19 protein-coding genes, 2 tRNA genes and 1 pseudogene are annotated in these 18172 nt (G+C 52.1%); 12 read left to right on the top strand and 10 right to left on the bottom strand.

The features are described 5' to 3' along the window. The 5 genes and pseudogenes from GKR98_02545 to GKR98_02525 all read right to left on the bottom strand — a co-directional run bounded on the left by GKR98_02545 (window position 1) and on the right by GKR98_02525 (window position 5597). On the bottom strand, window positions 1-978 hold the full coding sequence (locus tag GKR98_02545; protein QMU57179.1) for a KpsF/GutQ family sugar-phosphate isomerase: 978 nt from the start codon (window positions 976-978) through the stop codon (window positions 1-3). Between the two features lie 113 nt (window positions 979-1091). Then, window positions 1092-1910, bottom strand: a complete 819-nt coding sequence (gene kdsA / locus GKR98_02540; GenBank protein ID QMU57178.1) for a 3-deoxy-8-phosphooctulonate synthase — start codon at window positions 1908-1910, stop codon at window positions 1092-1094. After that, window positions 1907-2701: pseudogene (gene kdsB, locus GKR98_02535) on the bottom strand (3-deoxy-manno-octulosonate cytidylyltransferase). The gene kdsA and the pseudogene kdsB overlap by 4 nt, the downstream one beginning before the upstream one ends. Window positions 2702-2914: 213 nt before the next feature. Then, window positions 2915-4177, bottom strand: coding sequence for a fumarylacetoacetase (fahA, locus tag GKR98_02530; GenBank protein ID QMU57177.1), 1263 nt, complete (start codon window positions 4175-4177; stop codon window positions 2915-2917). An 82-nt stretch (window positions 4178-4259) separates the two neighbouring features. Next, complete coding sequence (locus tag GKR98_02525) at window positions 4260-5597, bottom strand: homogentisate 1,2-dioxygenase (protein QMU57176.1); 1338 nt, start codon at window positions 5595-5597, stop codon at window positions 4260-4262. A 90-nt stretch (window positions 5598-5687) separates the two neighbouring features. Here GKR98_02525 and GKR98_02520 point away from each other — a divergent pair, with 90 nt between their 5' ends. Further along, on the top strand, window positions 5688-6140 hold the full coding sequence (locus GKR98_02520; protein QMU57175.1) for a MarR family transcriptional regulator: 453 nt from the start codon (window positions 5688-5690) through the stop codon (window positions 6138-6140). A gap of 20 nt (window positions 6141-6160) precedes the next feature. Here the strand turns inward: GKR98_02520 and GKR98_02515 are convergent. Beyond that, window positions 6161-6235: transfer RNA gene (locus GKR98_02515), tRNA-Thr, on the bottom strand. Window positions 6236-6482: 247 nt separating this feature from the next. On the opposite strand from GKR98_02515, the gene murA reads away from it, so the two are divergent. The 11 genes from murA (at window position 6483) to GKR98_02460 (ending at window position 13587) form a co-directional block, all read left to right on the top strand. Continuing rightward, complete coding sequence (gene murA, locus GKR98_02510) at window positions 6483-7751, top strand: UDP-N-acetylglucosamine 1-carboxyvinyltransferase (protein QMU57174.1); 1269 nt, start codon at window positions 6483-6485, stop codon at window positions 7749-7751. Next, on the top strand, window positions 7748-8227 hold the full coding sequence (locus GKR98_02505; protein ID QMU57173.1) for a DUF2948 family protein: 480 nt from the start codon (window positions 7748-7750) through the stop codon (window positions 8225-8227). Before murA ends, GKR98_02505 begins: the two co-directional genes overlap by 4 nt. Further along, complete coding sequence (locus GKR98_02500) at window positions 8224-8742, top strand: GNAT family N-acetyltransferase (protein QMU57172.1); 519 nt, start codon at window positions 8224-8226, stop codon at window positions 8740-8742. The genes GKR98_02505 and GKR98_02500 overlap by 4 nt, the downstream gene beginning before the upstream one ends. A gap of 91 nt (window positions 8743-8833) precedes the next feature. Continuing rightward, window positions 8834-10144, top strand: coding sequence for a histidinol dehydrogenase (gene hisD, locus GKR98_02495; GenBank protein ID QMU57171.1), 1311 nt, complete (start codon window positions 8834-8836; stop codon window positions 10142-10144). Next, the gene (locus GKR98_02490) at window positions 10141-10620 is read left to right on the top strand and encodes a UPF0262 family protein (protein QMU57170.1); all 480 of its coding nucleotides are present in this window, start codon (window positions 10141-10143) and stop codon (window positions 10618-10620) included. Before hisD ends, GKR98_02490 begins: the two co-directional genes overlap by 4 nt. 3 nt (window positions 10621-10623) lie before the next feature. Continuing rightward, window positions 10624-11079 carry a low molecular weight phosphatase family protein gene (locus GKR98_02485; protein QMU57169.1) on the top strand — a complete coding sequence of 152 codons (456 nt, stop codon included), beginning with the start codon at window positions 10624-10626 and terminating at the stop codon, window positions 11077-11079. 328 nt (window positions 11080-11407) lie between these two features. Then, window positions 11408-11626, top strand: coding sequence for a translation initiation factor IF-1 (gene infA / locus GKR98_02480; GenBank protein QMU57168.1), 219 nt, complete (start codon window positions 11408-11410; stop codon window positions 11624-11626). Between the two features lie 11 nt (window positions 11627-11637). Further along, window positions 11638-12219, top strand: a complete 582-nt coding sequence (gene maf / locus GKR98_02475) for a septum formation protein Maf (protein QMU59941.1) — start codon at window positions 11638-11640, stop codon at window positions 12217-12219. After that, window positions 12216-13247: a ribonuclease G gene (locus GKR98_02470; protein ID QMU57167.1), complete on the top strand. Its 1032-nt coding sequence runs from the start codon at window positions 12216-12218 to the stop codon at window positions 13245-13247. Before maf ends, GKR98_02470 begins: the two co-directional genes overlap by 4 nt. Continuing rightward, window positions 13244-13426 carry a DNA gyrase inhibitor YacG gene (gene yacG, locus GKR98_02465; GenBank protein QMU57166.1) on the top strand — a complete coding sequence of 61 codons (183 nt, stop codon included), beginning with the start codon at window positions 13244-13246 and terminating at the stop codon, window positions 13424-13426. Before GKR98_02470 ends, yacG begins: the two co-directional genes overlap by 4 nt. Before the next feature lie 86 nt (window positions 13427-13512). Further along, window positions 13513-13587: transfer RNA gene (locus GKR98_02460), tRNA-Phe, on the top strand. Between the two features lie 338 nt (window positions 13588-13925). On the opposite strand, the gene GKR98_02455 is transcribed toward GKR98_02460, so the two are convergent. The 4 genes from GKR98_02455 to GKR98_02440 form a co-directional block, all read right to left on the bottom strand. Beyond that, complete coding sequence (locus tag GKR98_02455; GenBank protein ID QMU57165.1) at window positions 13926-15233, bottom strand: FAD-dependent oxidoreductase; 1308 nt, start codon at window positions 15231-15233, stop codon at window positions 13926-13928. Window positions 15234-16036: 803 nt separating this feature from the next. Next, window positions 16037-17080, bottom strand: coding sequence for a peptidase (locus GKR98_02450; GenBank protein ID QMU57164.1), 1044 nt, complete (start codon window positions 17078-17080; stop codon window positions 16037-16039). Then, window positions 17081-17695 carry a pyridoxamine 5'-phosphate oxidase family protein gene (locus GKR98_02445; protein QMU57163.1) on the bottom strand — a complete coding sequence of 205 codons (615 nt, stop codon included), beginning with the start codon at window positions 17693-17695 and terminating at the stop codon, window positions 17081-17083. It abuts the gene before it with no gap. Between the two features lie 213 nt (window positions 17696-17908). Continuing rightward, window positions 17909-18112: a hypothetical protein gene (locus GKR98_02440; protein QMU57162.1), complete on the bottom strand. Its 204-nt coding sequence runs from the start codon at window positions 18110-18112 to the stop codon at window positions 17909-17911. Window positions 18113-18172: the final 60 nt, after the last annotated feature.

Raw genomic sequence — 18172 nt, 5'->3', positions numbered from 1 at the left:
CTAGGCAACGCCGCGATTGAGCAGTCTTAGCATTGTGACAAGTCCAATCGGTTGATTTTTTTCGACAACAAACGCCGCTGAAATGCGTCGCTCTTGCAAAACTGACAACGCTTCACCTGCAATTATATCACTGCTGAACGTGACAGAACCCTCGGTCATTAGTTTCCTGCAAGGGGATTCATGTAAAGCCTCGCGCATTGTGGACGCCGCATGGCTTTCCAAGTAGCGCCGAATGTCGCCATCCGTAATGACACCTTGCAGCGCCCCACTCCGCGTAACGCCGACAATACCCTTGCCCTTCGCGGACAAAACGCCCAGGGCACCAACGACCGACATGTTCTCTTCAACCAGTGGCAACTCGTCCCCTTGGATCATGACTTCATCCAATCGTTTCAGCGCTGCACCAAGACTGCCGCCAGGATGGAAACCGTGGAATCCTTCTTCAGAAAGACCCTTTTCCTGGAGCAAAGCGATTGCCAGTGCGTCTCCCATCGCAAGTTGCAGCAATGTGGACGTAGTCGGCGCCAAATTATGGGGGCAAGCCTCGCGAACCCGAGGCAGAATAATCGATATATCCGACGCTTTTGCCAAAGTGCTTTCGGCAACACTTGTTATGGAAATCAATTTGACTGAACGGCGTTTCGCGTAACCAACAACATCTGCCAGTTCACGGGTTTCTCCAGACCAACTTAAAGCCAAAATTACGTCTTCAGGCTGAACCATCCCCAAATCACCATGACTGGCCTCAGCGGGATGCAGGAAGAACGCCGGTGTGCCAGTTGACGCAAAAGTAGCGGCAAGTTTGGACCCGATGTGGCCCGACTTTCCAAGACCGGTCAGTATCAAGCGGCCGTGCATGGCAGCAATGCAGTCCAAAGCATCGCGCGTTTGATCCGCAATTGCATCCAGATGATCATTCAACATCGACAGACCGGTCATGTCGGCAGCGATGATTTTCTTAACTTCAGCTATTTTCATCGCTCACCCATTTGGCACTTAAATCCCTCACTTCATTGCCAATCTTACATTTATTGGTGTTTTATTTACCAAGCTCTTCGTTGTGCTTGATCACTACATGACTTTGCGACGCGCTATCCCTTAGCCACAGCGTCTATCGCCTTCAACTTTGAAAGAAGCGCGGGCATGTCTTCGATCGGCACCATATTTGGTCCGTCTGATGGCGAACGCGACGGTTCTTCATGAGTTTCGATGAAAACGGCGCTACAGCCAACTGCCACAGCTGCTCGCGAAAGAGCGGGCACAAACTCGGCCTGCCCGCCCGAAGAGGTGCCGGCTCCGCCCGGCAACTGAACTGAATGAGTGGCGTCAAAAACCACCGGATAACCTGTCCGAGCCATTATCGGCAAACTGCGCATGTCGCTGACAAGCATATTGTAGCCAAAGCTAGCACCGCGCTCGGTTAGGAGAATGCTCTTGTTGCCAGTGCTTTCGATCTTGTCGACAATGTTCTGGACATCCCAAGGCGCAAGGAACTGTCCTTTCTTGACGTTGACGACAGCACCGGTTTTCGCCGCTGCCAAAAGCAAATCAGTCTGTCGGCACAAAAATGCGGGAATCTGCAGAATATCGACAGCTTGTGCTGCAGCCACACACTGTGTCGAGTCGTGGATATCGGTCAGAACCGGGCAATCAAACTCTTCACGGACACGCGCCATAATTTCCAAACCGTCGTCCATCCCAACGCCTCGACGGCCTTCCAAAGAAGACCGGTTCGCTTTGTCGAAACTGGCTTTGAAAATATATCCAATACCCAACTCTGAACTCATGCGAACCAGTTTTTCCGCAAGCATCCGTGCGTGATCCAATGATTCAAGTTGGCAGGGACCGGAGATCAACGTGAATGGTAAATCGTTGGCGATTTTTAGGTTGCCGACTTGAACCGAATTCATTCGATACCCTCACGTTTCATTATGCCTTCGATGACTGGAACGTCAGAAGGATTGTTTAACTCCCAAAATTCACGCCCGCGCGATTGAACTTCGACACACCGGATCAGAATGCCATTCTCTAAAAACCGAAGCTGTTCAAGTCCCTCGCGAAGTTCCAAATGGCCTTCTTCGAAAGACACATATTTCTGCAACGCCGATGGACGATATGCATAGCAACCGACATGGTGGAAGACCGGAACCGCGTCATTCCCGGCATTGTCGTAGAAAGGCACAATCTCTTTTGAAAAATAGAGCGCCTGGTTCTCCACTCCAAATACTGCGGTTGTCGCGCCGACACGGCCGGAACGCCTGTCGCCTTGAAGTTTTGCAAGATGCTCGGGTTCAGTCTTTAGAACTGGGGTCGCTACGGGTGTGTCAGGTTCGTTTGACATACAGGTAATCAAATCTTCAACGTAGTGCGGTGGCGTTAATGGCGCATCGCCTTGAAGATTGATCACCAAGTCAGGCTTTTTCGGGATCAAATCCGCACCTTGTGAACATCGTTCTGTTCCATTCCGACATTCGGGCGACGTCATGATTACATCAGCACCAAATTCATCTGCAGCCGATGCGATGCGGTCATCATCAGTAAGCACTTACACAGCGTGAACGTTGCCAACAGATTTGGCGGCCTCCCAACTTCTCTGGATAAGGCTTTTTGTAATACCGCTCGAACCTGTTAGCATCTGCAGCGGTTTCCCCGGAAACCGGGACGATTTGTATCGCGCGGGTATAAAAATAACTGTCTGCAACGTCTACTTTCTGTGTTCGGCTTCAAAAGGCATAGAAAGGATCGCTGATTTTCGCAATCGCCCAAGCTGCCAAATCGTGCGCGCCCATACAGATGCCATTTTATTTGGTTTTTGACACTCATTTAATTAGGCAAACAATAAACTCTGAATAAACTCAAATTACTAATGAAAATCTGGCTAAAATCGAAGTCCAGTGGTTCAAACAAGACTGGACTATCTCAACTTTCCAACGAACTCTCTGTCTGCAGGAACCACAGAGTTGGTGCACTCACCGAAACCTACTCTAAATCCATCTCCTTGAGCCCAACCTGATAGAGTAAGCGTATCGCCATCTTCGACAAACGTCCGCCGTTCTCCAGTATCTAACCTCAAAGGCTCTTCACCGTCCCACGTAAGTTCGAGCAAGCTGCCGCGCTGCTCTCTTCCGGGACCTGAGACAGTTCCTGAACCGACCAAATCCCCGGGCCTCATTGGACACCCCGACGAAGCGTGATGTGCAATTTGCTGCGCTGAAGAATAATACATCTCACGATAATTCGTGTGCGAGATTGTTGTTGCGGCCTTACCGCTTGGCGACATTTCCACTGAGAGTTCAATATCATACAACATGGGGCTTGGTTCGTGCAGATACGACAACAGTTCTTTTTCACGTTGGGGCGTCGAAACTCTGAATTGCTCAAGCGCAGCTTTCGTCACAACCCAAGGGCTAATGGATGTCGCAAACGCTTTTGCTTGAAAGGGTCCGAGTGGTTGATATTCCCAAGATTGTATATCTCTTGCAGACCAGTCGTTCAAAAGTAGATAGCCAAAAATCATGTCATCGGCTTCCTGAACCGTCACGGGTGACCCCATCCTGTTTGATCCCCCAATGACTGCTCCCAGCTCCAGCTCAATGTCCAAGCGCTGGCTGGGACCAAATATGGGTGCATCGGCACCGGGCTCAACAAGTTGACCGCATGGACGAACGATATCAGTTCCTGAAACCACGACAGACGAAGCCCGGCCATTGTAGCCGATTGGGATGTGGAGCCAGTTCCGCGGTAATGCATTTTCAGCCCCTCGGAACATCGTGCCCACATTGGTTGCATGAGACTTGGATGCGTAAAAATCCGTGAACTCTGCAACGACGAATGGCATATGCATTTTGCAATTTGACTGCCTGACAAGAAGATCAGCGCGCGCGATTGCCGTGTCAGACAATATGTCCGTGATCTGACCTCGAAGAAGGAGCCACAAATCCTCGCCCGCAGCCATGAAGTGGTTCCAGGTTGAGCAATTTAGAAATGAAATATTGTCCGTGTTTAGCAAACCCTCGCTTTCTGCCTGAGCCAAATCCAGGATCATTTCGCCGATGGCCACTCCACAACGAGGTGTGCGATTTCCGACTGAAAAAACGCCGTAAGGCAGGTTGTTGAGCGGAAACGGAGTCGACGGCGAGTTTGCAGACTCGACCCATGATCGAGTTAACCCGCTCATTTGAGAACCGTGACATTTGTAGCGTCGCTGCGTGCATCCGGCGTGGTAACACGCCGCAAAACTAACAACTGTTTAATAGAATTCATTTTGTCCCCGGTGTTCCGTCGAACTTTTTTTCCAAGCTAACCCAGCAGTCAATATAGTCATCCTGGAGAGGAGCTTCTCGTCCGGCAAACTCAGTCAAATGCTGCGGGAACCGCGTCTCGAACATGAACGACATTGTGTTTTCGAGCTTCTCCGGTCCAAGCACCGCATTTGAAGCGCCTTCGAATGCCTGTTTGTCGGGCCCATGCGGCAGCATCATGTTGTGCAAACTTACGCCTCCGGGAATGAACCCTTTTGGCTTTGCATCATACTGCCCATAAATGTTGCCCATGAGTTCGGACATGATGTTTTTATGGTACCACGGCGGACGAAAGGTATCCTCGGCAACCAACCAACGTTCTCGGAATAAGACGAAATCGATATTCGCAGTGCCCGGCTGACCAGATGGGGCAGTCAACACCGTAAATATTGATGGGTCCGGGTGGTCGAACAGGATTGCCCCGACTGGACAGTAGGTCGTTAAGTCATATTTATAAGGGGCGTAATTGCCGTGCCACGCAACGACGTCCAGTGGAGATTGTGCAATTTCAGTTTCGTGAAACTGGCCGCACCATTTCACTACAACCCGACTTTGCACTTCTCGGTCCTCGAACGCAGCGACTGGCGCTTTAAAATCTCTTGGATTTGCCATACAATTTGCGCCAATCGGCCCCCTGCCCGGCAAATGAAACTTTTGTCCGTAATTCTCACAAACGAAGCCCCTGCAAGGACCATCAAGAACTTCCACCCGATAGAGCAGACCCCTAGGCAAAATGACGATTTCTTGTGGCTCGGCTTCAATTACGCCCAGTTCGGTTGAAAAACGTAGTCGCCCTTCTTGTGGAACAACCAGAAGTTCGCTGTCTGCCGAGTAAAAATATTCATCGACCATACTTTGATTGACCAAATAGATGTGGGTCGCCATTCCAACTTGAGTGTTAACATCGCCTGCGGTCGTCATTGTCCGCATGCCTGTTAGCCAGGTTAATTGTTGGGTCGAGTGCGGCACCGGATCCCAGCGGTATTGTCCCAGTGAAGTGATGCCACTGACGATGTGAGGTGCAGTATTCCAGTGTGGTAAATCAATACGTTGGAATCGATGTGAGTGCTTCACAGACGGCCTGATCCTATAACACCAGGTTCGCTCGGGTCGCTCGTGTGTAAATGCCGTTCCTGATAGTTGCTCGCCATAAAGCCCGTAGTTGCACTTCTGCGGGCTATTCATCCCTTGTGGCAAAGCGTCCGGGAGTGCCTCGGTCTCAAAATCATTTCCAAATCCGGACATGTACGAGATCGCATTCTTCGAAGCGCCATTATGCAGTCCGGCAGCAGACATTTTTTCTGACGTGCCCAATTCACATTCCTTCCACGGTTTTATTCTAGGTATTAGTTGTATTTGTAACTATCAACGCATACTTTTGTTGCCATGTGTAAATCGCACCCCTTCCAGCTTCATGAATTTATGCCCTATTTGCTGAACCGAGCAGCAGAGGTGGCGGGACAGGAATTTCAGAAAACCTACAAAGATAAATATGGAATGCTGCGGACAGAGTGGCGTGTTCTGTTTCATCTAGGATGCTACGGGCAGATGACGGCCAAAGAGATTTGCGATCGAGCCAGTCTTCATAAAACCAAAGTTAGCAGAGCGGTCGCTGCTCTACAAAATCGCCGATATGTCGCTCGAGAGACGATGGAGAACGATCGAAGGCACGAGATCCTATCGCTCACAAGATTGGGCCAAACTGTATTTGACGACATATTTCAAAGTGCAGAGATTTTTAACGCCCATCTCATGACGACATTCAGTGACCAAGAGGTCCTGATCGCACGCAAAGTCTTACTCAGAATCGCCAATATGGCAGACGCCACAACTTCATGAATTTGGCTTTCATTGTGAAGTGGTGCTGCTGGAGAGAATTGAACTCTCGACCTCTCCCTTACCAAGGGAGTGCTCTACCTCTGAGCTACAGCAGCTAAGGGTCGAAACGACGTCGCGCCGAATACTGGCAAATGGCTTTTCACGCAAGCGCAATCTGGACGGTATTTTGTTGCTGGGCTAGGAAGGCAGCATGGGCAGGAAATCAACATCCGATACACCGTCGAAGGCGGGCGATACACGCAAAGACCGTTTAAAATCGGCGCTAAAGGCCAATTTGCAAAGGCGCAAATCCCAGGCACGTGCACGAAAGACATCGGACAGCAGTGACGAGGCAGAAAAATAATGGATTCAATAATTGTAACAGGCGGCGCTGAACTAAACGGCAAAATTCCGATTGCTGGGGCTAAGAATGCTTGCCTGACACTAATGCCGGCGACTTTGTTGACCGAAGAACCGCTGACTTTGACCAATGTGCCGCGTCTGTCTGACATCGAGACGATGTCGCTGCTATTGCAATCGCTGGGGGCGGAAGCCCAAAGCCTGCAAGATGGCCGAGTTATTACGATGTCATCGCACGGTCTTACAACCGTTCGCGCCGACTACGAGATTGTGCGCAAAATGCGGGCTTCGAACCTGGTACTTGGGCCGTTACTGGCCAGGGAAGGGCACGCCGTTGTTTCACTACCAGGCGGGTGTGCGATTGGCGCAAGGCCCATGGACATTCATACAACTGCTCTCGAGCTCATGGGTGCAGAAATAGAATTGAAGGACGGTTATCTGCACGCGTCAACTTCCGGAGGGTTGAAGGGAGCCATTATTCCCCTTCGGTTTGCTTCGGTTGGTGCCACTGAAAACATCTTGATGGCGGCTACGTTGGCCAAGGGCACGACAGTCATCGAAAATGCGGCCCGTGAACCAGAAATCGTGGATTTGGCAACCTGTCTTGCAAAGATGGGTGCACAGATCGAAGGGGCCGGAACTGATCGTATTGAAATTCAAGGGGTGGATCGGCTATCGGGCGCTACCCATCCGGTTGTTGCAGACCGCATTGAACTTGGCACCTATATGTTGGCACCCGTCATCGCGGGTGGCGAGGTTGAGTGTGTTGGTGGCTCTCTTGAGTTAGTCGCGGCGTTCGCAGAAAAGCTTGCAGCCACGGGTGTCGAAATCGAGGACACAGGAAGCAGCCTGAAAGTTGCCCGTGGGAATGGTCGACCAACGGCCGTCGATGTCAGAACAGAAGTATTTCCAGGCTTTCCAACAGACTTGCAAGCGCAGATGATGGCGATGCTCTGCACCGCGTCGGGAACGTCTACGCTCGAAGAAACGATATTTGAAAATCGCTTCATGCACGCCCCAGAGCTTGTTCGGATGGGGGCTGAAATAGACGTACAAGGCGGCATTGCGACCGTTACTGGCGTTGACCAGCTTAAAGGCGCGCCTGTCATGGCTACTGACCTTCGGGCATCTGTATCATTGATACTGGCCGGGTTGGCCGCCGAGGGCGAAACGATTGTAAATCGCGTTTACCATCTAGACCGCGGTTACGAGCATGTTGAAGAAAAGCTAAGTGCCGTTGGTGCCAAAATTGAAAGAGTTCCGGGATCATGACCGAAGACGCTAGATTTGAAGATGGTGGTGACAGCCCACTGAGACTTAAAGCTCTGGAGGCCGAAGACCTGGGGGTCATTTCTTCATTGGCTCAGGACGCAGTTTTTCCTGTTACCGAGATGAAATGGGACAAGCGCAGACACCGCTTCGCGATATTGATTAACCGATTTCGATGGGAGGATGCAGATCTCGCTGACCGGCGGGATCGACCATTCGAGCGTGTGCAGTCTGTGCTGACGATTGAAGATGCGATGCATGTAACCAGTCAAGGTATCGACCGGAGCGACGGCGATTTTATTATGTCGCTTTTGGCTGTTGATTTCGATGCCGGTGAAGATGGGACAGGACGCATTATGCTGACGTTGGCCGGAGACGGCGCGATAGCAATTGAAGTAGAGGCTTTAGAGGTGTCGCTTACTGATGTGACTCGGCCCTACGTCGCGCCATCCGGGAAAGTTCCGCAGCACCCCGAATGACAGTTCGAATACTAAATCCTTCGGATGTGGACATCTTTCGCTCGCTGCGGTTGGAGGCGCTTGAACTCGATCCCGACAACTTCGCTTCAGACCGCGATGAATGGGAAGTTATGTCAGAAGACCAGTGGCGAAGTTTTCTCGAAAACGAGCCAATTTTTGCCGCTTTTGACGACGAACAAGCCGTTGGAATTACGGGGCTTATTTTCCAAAAACGACGACGAATGGCGCACCGTTGTGGGATTGGGATGGTCTATGTTCGTCGCTCGCATCGCGGCTGCGGCATAGCTGACAGCCTTCTGAAGGCGGCAATAAACCATGCGCGCAACTTGGGAATTCGACAGGTGGAACTCTCGGTCAATGCCGAGAACTCTGGTGCCATTAGACTATATGAACGGCATGGCTTTACCCATTATGGCCGACTTCCCCGTGGGTTTCGCCAGGGTAAAGGCTTTGTTGATGACGCATTGATGGTACTTGCACTGGACACCACAGATGAACAAATCAACAAACTGTAAGTACCTGCCAATTTTATGAGTTCGCAGCGACAACCTGGGCGCTTGAGCACCAATCGCCCCGGCTGTATGTCCGGCGCAAAGGATAGTCCTAATGCCAATGCTTCTAGATACTCGTGCACAGAATTTTGAGAGCAAATTTGCCGCTCTACTTTCAATGAAACGCGAGGATTCGCCAGACGTCGACGCTGCCGTCGCCAATATCATTTCAGACGTCCGCGAGCGAGGCGACGAAGCAGTCATCGAGTACACGAAACGATTTGACGGTTTGGAGCTTACTCCGGACACACTCGCGTTTACCGCCGCGGAGATTGACGAAGCAATTACACTGGTCCCAGACGAGGAACGCGCCGCTCTTGAACTGGCAGCTGAACGCATCAGAGCCTATCACGAGCGCCAACTGCCAGAGGACGCGAGCTGGACTGACACTCATGGCGCGACACTTGGTTGGCGCTGGACGTCTGTTGGCACAGCCGGGCTTTATGTGCCGGGTGGGTTGGCCAGCTATCCGTCTTCTGTATTGATGAACGCCATTCCTGCTCGCGTCGCCGGGGTCGATCAACTGATCATGACAGCGCCGACTCCGAACGGCGATTCTAATCCGCTCGTACTTCTGGCCGCGCGACTAGCCGGTGTCGACAAGGTGTATCGACTTGGGGGCGCACAGGCCATTGCAGCTTTGGCATATGGCACTCAATCTATTTCTGCTGTGGACAAAATTACTGGACCCGGAAACGCATTTGTAGCCGCCGCAAAAAAACGGGTTTTTGGTAAAGTCGGCATCGACATGATTGCAGGTCCATCCGAAATTCTGGTCATTGCGGACAAAGAGAACGATCCGGAGTGGATCGCCTTGGACTTACTCAGTCAAGCCGAACACGATGAAAGCGCCCAATCGATCTTGATCACTACAGACGAGGCTTTTGGACAGGCCGTGTCGAACTCGATTAACCATCTTCTGACCAAACTGGAACGTCGCAAAATTGCGCGAAAAAGTTGGGATGACTTTGGTGCGGTGATCATAACGCGTGATCTGGACGAGGCTGTGCTTCTTTCTGACCGGGTGGCTCCGGAGCACCTAGAGATTTGCACGCAGAATGCGGATGAACTGGCGGCAAAAGTCAGAAATGCAGGAGCTCTGTTTGTTGGTCGCTGGACCCCCGAAGCCATTGGCGATTACGTCGGCGGCCCGAACCATGTTCTGCCAACGGCACGAACAGCGCGCTTCTCTTCGGGGCTAAGCGTCATGGATTTTCTTAAACGAACAACAGTGTCAAAGATGACACCAGGAGCTATTTCCGCAGTCGGTCCGGCAGCTGAAATCCTAGCCAAAAGCGAAAGCCTTGAGGCACATGGGTTATCTGTGCGGGCGCGCCTTAAGCAAGTAAATGAGGATTCATTGTGAGCCGCATCGTTCATATAGATATCGACGATAGCGCGCTGCCGCCTCCAACACCCGAAATCGAACAGGAGCGACGTGTCGCGGTTTTCGATCTGCTAGAGGATAACTCGTTTGAACTTCCCAAGCGGGACGATGGGGTTCCGGTCTTAGGACCATTTCGGTTGCTCCTGGCGATTAGAGACAGGCGCCTAGTGTTTGATCTTCGGAGCGAGTCGGAAGAACCGGCGGCCGCTTTTCATCTTTCGCTCGGACCCTTTCGGCAAGTCGTCAAAGATTACTTTCAGATTTGCGAAAGTTATTTCGACGCAGTGAAAAAGCTCCCACCCAGCCAGATTGAGGCAATCGATATGGCAAGGCGTGGCATTCACAACGAAGGCGCGCGGGTCTTACAGGAACGGTTGGAGGGCAAGGCAAATCTGGACATAGACACTGCCAGGCGTTTATTTACATTGATTTGCGTTTTGCATTTCGGAGGCTGAGACTTGGGCGAACTTCCACAGTCGGTCTTATTTTGCTGTGACTACAATGCAGTTCGCTCTCCTATGGCCGAAGGCATGATGAAGAAATACTATGGCCAAAGATGCTATGTTCAGTCTGCCGGCGTTCACAATGACCTTGAAATTGATGGGTTCTCGATCGCCGTTTGCGAAGAGTTAGGAATTGAGCTGGCCCGTCATCGTTCACGCAGCTTTGACGAAATGGAGCAGTGGGGCGATGACCTGTCAGGGTTTGACCTTGTCGTTGCATTATCTCCGGCATCGCAACGCCGAGCGCTGGACTTGACACGCCTATTTCACTTGGAAGTGGAGTATTGGCCAATCCTGGATCCGACTGGTTTGGGTGAAACGCGCGAACAACGATTAAAAAGCTATCGACAGTCTCGAGACCAGATCAGCGACCGAATTCAAAGTCGATTTGGCCCACCTACGTCAGAGTGATGGAGACTCGGCGCAGGACCATTTCCTGGGCTTCACGCGGTAATGCAAGAGACGGCGCGCCACCAACAGATCAAGATTTTCATGATCAAAACGCCCTCAATTAGTTGGCGCAAAATTAGAATGTGACAGCTAAGGGGGCCGAGGATGCCAGCACAATTTCTACGGCTCAACAGTCATAGATTTGAGTTGAATTTCGCGGCAACTTTCACAATTCGACACATCTTTAACTGCATTGCAGCATTTTTTCGTTTTCCCCTTTGATTCACCCGCCATTCCGCCTACATATTCGCCGCGTCCGCAAAGGCGGGTCTATGCAAGAGGAGAAAACATGGCCAAGGAAGAACTGCTCGAATTTCCTGGTGTCGTGAAGGAACTTTTGCCGAACGCGACATTTCGGGTCGAGCTTGAGAACGGCCATGAGATAATCGCGCATACGGCAGGTAAGATGCGCAAGAACCGCATCCGAGTTCTGGCTGGCGACAAAGTCCAGGTCGAGATGACACCATACGATCTGACCAAAGGTCGGATTAATTACCGCTTCAAGTGAACGGTTCGCCGGTGCGTTTTATTCTCGGCTCGGCTAGCCCGCGCCGGTTAGAACTGCTTGCGCAACTCGGCATTCGTCCGGACTCTATACAAGCGGCCGATGTCGACGAAACTCCCCATTCTGGAGAGCGTCCGCTGGCTTATTGTGTGCGTGTTGCGCTCGCAAAGTCGGCAGCCATCTCTCGATTGCCAGGTGAACTAGTGCTGACGGCTGATACAACAGTCGCCATTGGACGACGCATACTTGGTAAGCCAAACGACGAAAAAGAGGCGGCCGAGTTTTTGGTGTCCCTGTCAGGCCGTCGACACAAGGTGATCACGGCCATCACTGTATCATCGGATCAAGGAGTGCTTCAGCGTCACGTAACAACTGCGGTTCAAATGAAGCGTCTCTCTGACGAGGAATTGAACTTTTATCTTGCCTGCGACGATTGGCGTGGCAAAGCAGGGGCCTATGCCATCCAGGGCCCAGCAGCCGCATTTATTCCATGGATAAAGGGTTCCTATTCTGCTGTCATGGGCCTGCCCCTGGCAGAGACAGCGACGTTGTTGCAAGCCTCTGGCCTTCCGGTTGCCCGAGGCTGGGCAAAATGAAGGGTTTGCAGGCAGTTTTTGGACACGTCCACGGCATTCAAGCCGCAGCATTGATCCGCGATGGTCAGCTCGACGACCTACTGATTGATTCCCCCGAGAATCGAATACGTTCTGGCTCAATATTTCGCGCCAAGGCGTTGCGGTCGATGAAAGGCCAAGGCGGAACAATTCTGGAAACATCTCAGGGCAATCTATTTTTGAGAAACGCAAAAGGAATTGCACCAGGCCAAACGATTATTGTGCAATCGGGGTCCTATGCTGAGCCTGGCAAAGCTATGCCCGCGACTCAGAAACTGGTTCTCAAAAGTCGATACTGTCTTGCCACTCCTGATGCGCCCGGTCTGAACATCTCAAAAATGGTTAAAGATGAAGACCGGCGGGTCGCGCTTCGCGAAATACTGGCGTCAGCTAATCCGCCACCCGAAACCGGCATTGTCGTTCGCTCGGCAGCCTTGAGTGCCGATGACACTACGATCCGGGACGATATTGCGGCGATTGTGAATTTGGCTCACCGGATTTCATCGGAACCCAACGCGGGCTCGCCAGAGCTGCTTCTGGAAGGACCAGATGCACAGACGCTTGCCTGGAGGGATTGGCCAACGCCAGACAGCACGACCGATGTGCCTGAAGCGATGGATCAATTCGGCGTTTTGGACCGTGTGGACCAGCTTAGGCGGGCAGAAATGCCACTGGACAATAGTGGCGTGGCTTACGTCGAGCCAACTCGGGCATTTGTAGCAATTGATGTAAATACGTCCGGCGACACGTCCCCTGCCGCTGGACTGAAGGCGAATATGGCCCTGATAAGAGGCTTGACTCGAGAATTGCGTTTGCGAGGTCTGGGTGGTCAAATCGTTCTGGATCTTGCTCCAATGCCCAAGAGGGATCGTCGACTGGTAGAGCAACAATTCCGTACAGCATTTCGGCGCGACGCTATTGAAACGATGCTCGTTGGCTGGACACCTTTTGGGCATCTGGAAATCCAGCGAAAACGAGAGCGTTTGCCGCTTTTTGAGGTGCTGCCGTGAGTTGCCCGATATGCAAAAAAGAACCCGCAACTGATTACAAGCCATTTTGCTCTCGACGCTGCGCCGACGTGGATCTCGGGCGTTGGTTGACAGAGAGTTATTCCCTCCCTGAGGGCGACGAAGACGTCAATGAAATCGCGCCAACCATCGAGTCTTCCAAACCTCCGTTACACCACTGAAAATTTCGCATTCCACCACTGGACAGTCCGAGAACAGCCAATTAGAAGGCAGCGGACTGAGAAGCGGCACATTGATGCCATCCCGTGCCCGGGTAGCTCAGGGGTAGAGCAGTGGATTGAAAATCCTCGTGTCGGTGGTTCGATTCCGCCCCCGGGCACCATCAAATACTCGCCCTTGTTCAGTTTTTCTTTTGAGGATGGGGATTTGGCTTTTGCACTGGGTCATAGGCATAGATAAGACCTACCTTCAGAGAGCTCGGTATTCCTGCCATTCTTTGATGCACCCAGTTTCAGGCCTGCCCAATTACTTTGTCAGGACAACGCAAAATCAGAATTTGAGATGCGCTTTCGCTTTTCTGGTTTCTGTCGAGCGGTCAGGAACTCGAGTCAAATCTCTTTGACGCTTTCATTCGAATTATCCATGAGCAGCACTATCAGCGCGGCTTGAGCGTGCAATGTGAAGATCGCCAACGATCCGATCTGGGCGGTCAGCTTGGGTTTAACCGAGAACTGAAAAACTCGACTCCGTGTTGATTTCTCGCTTTCGGGAGTAAAATCCAACATCAATGTCCAAACCGATATACGGCAGTCGGAATGTCAGCGGATTTGCGTCGTGATCGTTGCCCGCTTCGCAGTATTCCACCAACGCCGCCATCATCTTGCCCGCAATTGGTGCGTTCTTGTATTGGTTCCCGCTGGTGCCGCAGGCCATGTAGAATCCCCCGAGGCTGGATTTATCGTAGATTGGTATCCAATCCGTTGACGCATCATAAAGGTCAACAACTTCACGGGTTTTGGACGGTATACCCAACGACGGAACCCGTTGGGCATAGCGCATAGCTTGTGTTGTCCATTGTTCGGTAAAGTTGCGATCATAGTCGGTGTCGTTTTCTGTCCAGTAATGCTCATCACATTCGGGATCTTCAGAACCAATCAAGATGTGATTGCCGTGTTCCGGGCGAATGTAGACACCGATATCATTGTCAGAAACGACGGGGGCCGTACCTTCGAAGTCAAAACCCTCTGGAGACGGCACGTGAACGACCTCTTGGCGCAAAGGACGTGTTGAAATGGTCATTTCATCAACAACTCCAGCCAATTCATTGATGATCGCCGAGCCTGGGCCTGCAACATTGATCACGATAGGAGCGCGTATTTCTTCACCTGTCGAAAGCTTCAATCCCTGAACACGCCCATTTTCTTGCAATATTTCAGATACTTCCACACCCATACGAAATTCGGCACCATGTGCGCGCGCGGCGTCGGCCAGGTTTTGCGAAGACAGCGCCGGGTCAGTGACATAACCGCCGTTCGGCCAATAAACCGCGCCTTTCAATTTGCCGCCATTGGTTTGCCCGAACTCGTCATCATCGCGCGACTTCGGAGGAAAGTAACTATCAAGCTGGTAGATCGGCATACGATCGGTGACTTGCTTGGCGTCCCACTCTTCGATTGGAATGTTCAAGTCTCGTGAATTCTTGGCGTGTTTGGATAGATAATCGTTCTCGGCTGTCTTCATGACCATGCATCCGCACTCGCGGAACTCGGCTAAGTTTGCTGTGTCGTCCAGTCCCAGATAGGTCTGCCAGTCGCGCCAGTAGTGATACCCTTCCCATGCGAAAGCCGTGCCGTCAAAGGTGGAGTAATGCATGCGAATGATAGCGCATGAACCTGCAGTAGAGCCGTGGCCGATCTGGGTATTTCGGTCCAAAGAGAGCGTTTTGAAGCCGGCTTTTGCCATCTCGAAAGCGGTCGCCGTGCCAATGACGCCTGTTCCGATGATGATTGCGTCGGGGGAAATTGTCATTGTTTTCTCCGTTCTAAAAGGCCATATCGTCGGCCCGGAAGCCTGCTACTTTCTGGGGTTTCATTGCCCTCCAGTTAATCTGATTAGAATGTTGGAAACTATCCAAATACGTCGTTTGTTGGTCGTTTTCAGTCGCCCCCGCAGGAGGCATTTCTTTGTCAATCGTAAGATCTTGCGACTGTCTGTCCTCGACTTCACCATATCTATATCATTGTAATGAATATATATTTTTGATGAACGCCTTGCCGATCCAAGTTCACGGTGAAATACATTCTTGGAGCAGGACAGCCGTGCAAATCATCAACCCCAAGTCGGCAGAAACCAGAACTTTCTTTTGCCAAAACTGCAATTGACGAACTGCTTGACGCTCGTAGAAGCGCAAAGGGATGAACTGAAAGGACTGACGCTTAGATAGTCGCCCTTGGTCGTAATGGGACGTCTCTCGATTTCGTCCGAGATGAAGTTTTCATTCGCGGCGATCTAGAAGATATGGCGCACGGGTTTGAAATCTCTGAGCGGTGGTGACTGCGTGGGATCAGATGGAGGCAACGCCTGGGTCCTCGCCGTCGCCGGACGTTCTGAACATCGATTTTTCGGATCGAATTTGGCAAATTTCGGAGATATTTCCCGTGTCTGTATCGCGTCGGTATCACGTCGGTATTACGTCGGTGCCTGCGAACGGAGCATTTTGACTTCGTTAATCTTTAGGCATCGCGGATTTCGACACGAAATCCGATGAGCGGGCTGACGCCCGCTGGCCTCCGGCGGGGATATTTTTGGGCCAATAATGATAGCGTGATGGTTTATTTGGCTGGTGAAAGATGCGTTGACAGAAACGCCAGCCAATTCTCGTGCGTAATTTTATCGATCAGGGTTTGACCGAAACCGGCATGTTCCATAGCCGCGATCAGAAGCGGCAGATCCGCGGACGACGTCAATGGGTCGGGCAAAGGAGCGCCGTCAAAATCGGAACCGATTGCAACGTGATCTTCGCCCGCCACGTCGATCATATGTGCCAGATGCGGAATACAGGCATCCATAGGTGCCTTGCCGGTCTTCCAGGCGGCACTGTCAAGAAACACCGTTGCGAAGTTCAGCCCTGCGATGCCGCCGGTTTCTCCGATAGCGCGAAGCTGGTCATCGGTCAGGTTTCGGCTGGTTTTGCAAACTTCCCACGCATTTGAATGCGTGGCCACAAGTGGCAGACCCGCGTCCGCCACATCCCAAAAACCCTTCATCGTGAGGTGAGAGTTGTCGATCATGATACCAAGCTCTTTGCAGCGGGCGACCAGTCGCTTTCCGTCATCGGTCAGTCCCGGACCTGTGTCACCATCGCTTTCAAATCCAAACGGCACGCCATCGCCAAATATCGTCGGCCGCGACCAGACAATGCCGAGGGATCTGAGGCCCAGCGCGTAAAGTGCATCCAGAGCCAGAAGATCGGGGCCAATGCAATCGGCCCCTTCGAGATGCAGAATGCAAGCAACGGGATCATCGACGAAAGCACGCCCCAGAGTCGGCGCATCAGTGACGATCTCGATTTGCCCGGCATCGTGCAACTGGTGCGCAATCGCCGCCTGACCGACAGCAGAACTGAGAGCGATGCCTTCGTCCATCATAGGTGGCAACGGGCTGTTGAAAACTGCGGGATCAAAGTTGGTAAAATCAAAGACAGCGCGCGCCGGCGGAGAAAAAATGGCAAAAAAGCCGCCACCCATCCCCCCTGCCCGGCAGTTTGGGACATTGACGTGGCCAATGGCCTGACCAAATTCCTGAACAGGGTCACCCATGCTGCACCACAGGCGCGAGAGAGCGTCGTTGTGGCCGTCGAATACTTTGGTCGTCATTTAGTCGGTGTTCCTTTCGGCGAGCGCTTTGCGAAGGCGCGCGTTTTCTTCGGTGAGGTCCCGTAGTCTGGGGCCCAACATCGCCTCAATCTCTGCCTCTGTATAGCGGGGCACTATATATTTCGGACAGTTCCAGTCGTAGGCCGTGATGTGGATGGTGGTCAGGTGGTCGGTGGGGTTGTCGCCGGGCGCTGCCAGACGCGCGGCCAGGTCGGGGTCATCACTGGCATCGATCATCGTGGCGTGGCCAATCATCTTCAGGCGGGCGCGGCGGGGGTAGTCCATCAGGAACAATGACACGCGGTCATTGCCCTTGAGGTTGCCCTTGGTGATCACCTGTTTGTTTCCGGTGTATCCGGCAAATCCCAGGGTTTCGTAGTCCAGAAGTTTCAGGAAGCCGGACGATCCACCGCGATGCTGGATGTAGGGCCAGCCGGTTTCGCCAACGCTGGCCATATAAAAAGACGTGCGCGTGGCAATGAAGGCTTTGGTGTCTTCATCAAGGCCGTCGGTGAATCTGTTTCGATATGCCTTTTGAAAACGGTCGCGCATGCCGAGGGTTTGTTGTTCGGACTGAACGGCCTCGGTGAACATGTGCAGAGCGAAAGAATCCATGGATGGTCACCTATTTCTTTGACGTCTGTGGCATCGGTCATTCCTGTTTGATGGAGGATTCCCGGTTTCTGAGAAAGGTCTTTCTGGTCAGCTTGTCGAGCGAGGCCACCAGGTCAGGACCAAGTTGGATGGGTCTGAGTGCGGCATGGCCTTCGAGAGACTTTGTATCACTCGCAGGCAGACCCGAGGCTTCTACCAGATCGGGACGCTGTTTCAGGCGTGCCAGAACGTTGACGAATTTTGTGCATTACCCTGATGTTCGGTGCTGTCTGTGATCAGAACTGTTCTGAGCATGACATTGGCAATATCGCGCATTTCGATAGTCTTGTAGCCGCCTGATTTTTGAAGTTGACCTGAGGTATAACTGCCAAGAACATTGTAGGTGATGGCAAGTTCGCCGTCCCGAGTATCGCGCAAGATGCCGCCGGAACAACCCTATAGCTGTAGATCGGAGCGATCTATGACCTCGAGTGGGTG

It is taken from the genome of Boseongicola sp. (genome assembly GCA_014075275.1).
Lineage (GTDB): Bacteria > Pseudomonadota > Alphaproteobacteria > Rhodobacterales > Rhodobacteraceae.
Note: the sequence above shows the minus strand (reverse complement) of the source record. Positions and strands in the feature narration are given on the sequence as shown.